The following is a 1292-nucleotide window of genomic DNA, read 5'->3' as shown; positions in this document are numbered from 1 at the left end:
GAAAAAATTCCGTGACGAAGGTCGTGACGTACTGCTGTTCATCGACAACATCTATCGTTACACCCTGGCGGGTACTGAAGTTTCTGCTCTGCTGGGTCGTATGCCCTCTGCGGTAGGTTACCAGCCAACTCTGGCGGAAGAGATGGGTGTCCTGCAGGAGCGTATTACTTCTACCAAGACCGGTTCCATCACCTCTATCCAGGCCGTATACGTACCAGCGGATGACTTGACTGACCCGTCTCCGGCGACCACCTTCTCGCACCTTGATGCGACAGTCGTTTTGAGTCGTGACATCGCCTCCAAGGGTATCTACCCTGCGATCGACCCTCTGGACTCTACTTCCCGTCAGCTGGATCCTCTGGTCATCGGTCAGGATCACTACGACGTAGCTCGTGGTGTACAGACTGTATTGCAGCGTTATAAAGAGCTGAAAGATATCATTGCGATTCTGGGTATGGATGAACTGTCTGAAACCGACAAACAGACCGTAACCCGTGCTCGTAAGATTGAGCGTTTCCTGTCTCAGCCGTTCTTTGTCGCGGAAGTTTTCACCGGCGCGCCTGGTAAGTACGTTTCCCTAAAAGACACCATCAGTGCCTTCAAGGGGATTCTGGCTGGTGAATACGATCACCTGCCTGAACAGGCATTCTATATGGTCGGTGGAATCGACGAAGCGATCGAGAAAGCCAAGTCCATGTAATGTCCGGGGCGCTCTGTTTTTCATGAGCGTCACCCCGCACCGGAAATGGCTCCTGCATTTCCGGTTTAACGTTCATTCGTGAACATAAGAGGAGGTGACACAAATGGCGATCACGGTTCACTGTGACATCGTTAGCGCCGAGGAGGAGATCTTCTCCGGACTGGTAGAGATGGTTATTGCTACCGGTTCTCTGGGTGATTTGGGTATTGCCCCCGGACACGCGCCTCTGCTGACTGATCTGAACCCGGGACCAATCCGCCTGATCACTCAGGGTGGTGAAGAAGAAGTGTTCTACATCTCAGGTGGATTTCTGGAAGTGCAGCCTAATCAGGTTAAGGTTCTGGCTGACACGGCCCTGCGTGCAGACGATATGGATGAGCTTGCTGCTGAAGAAGCCAAGAAACTGGCTGAACAGGAGCTGACTAATCAGAGCGGAGAGTTTGATTACTCCCGTGCGGCAACCCAGTTGGCTGAAGCTGCTGCCCAGCTCCGTACTCTGCAGGCCATTCGCAAGAAGCTTGGTAAATAAGCAACTTGCGTCTTATAAAAAAAACCCGGTTGATTCCGGGTTTTTTTTGCCTGAAAAAATGAA

The 1292-nt window shown here is 51.9% G+C and carries 1 protein-coding gene and 1 pseudogene; both read left to right on the top strand.

The window, feature by feature from the left end; genetic code table 11:
- Positions 1-700, top strand: a pseudogene (locus KDK17_RS05830) (F0F1 ATP synthase subunit beta); the annotation flags it as partial.
- 103 nt (positions 701-803) lie between these two features.
- Positions 804-1229 (top strand): F0F1 ATP synthase subunit epsilon, encoded by a 426-nt coding sequence (locus KDK17_RS05825; RefSeq protein WP_062260759.1) that lies wholly within the window; start codon positions 804-806, stop codon positions 1227-1229.
- The last annotated feature ends 63 nt before the right edge of the window (positions 1230-1292 follow it).

Source organism: Endozoicomonas sp. SESOKO2 (genome assembly GCF_024606245.1).
Taxonomy (GTDB): domain Bacteria; phylum Pseudomonadota; class Gammaproteobacteria; order Pseudomonadales; family Endozoicomonadaceae; genus Endozoicomonas_A.
This window is presented reverse-complemented; position numbering and strand designations above follow the sequence as displayed.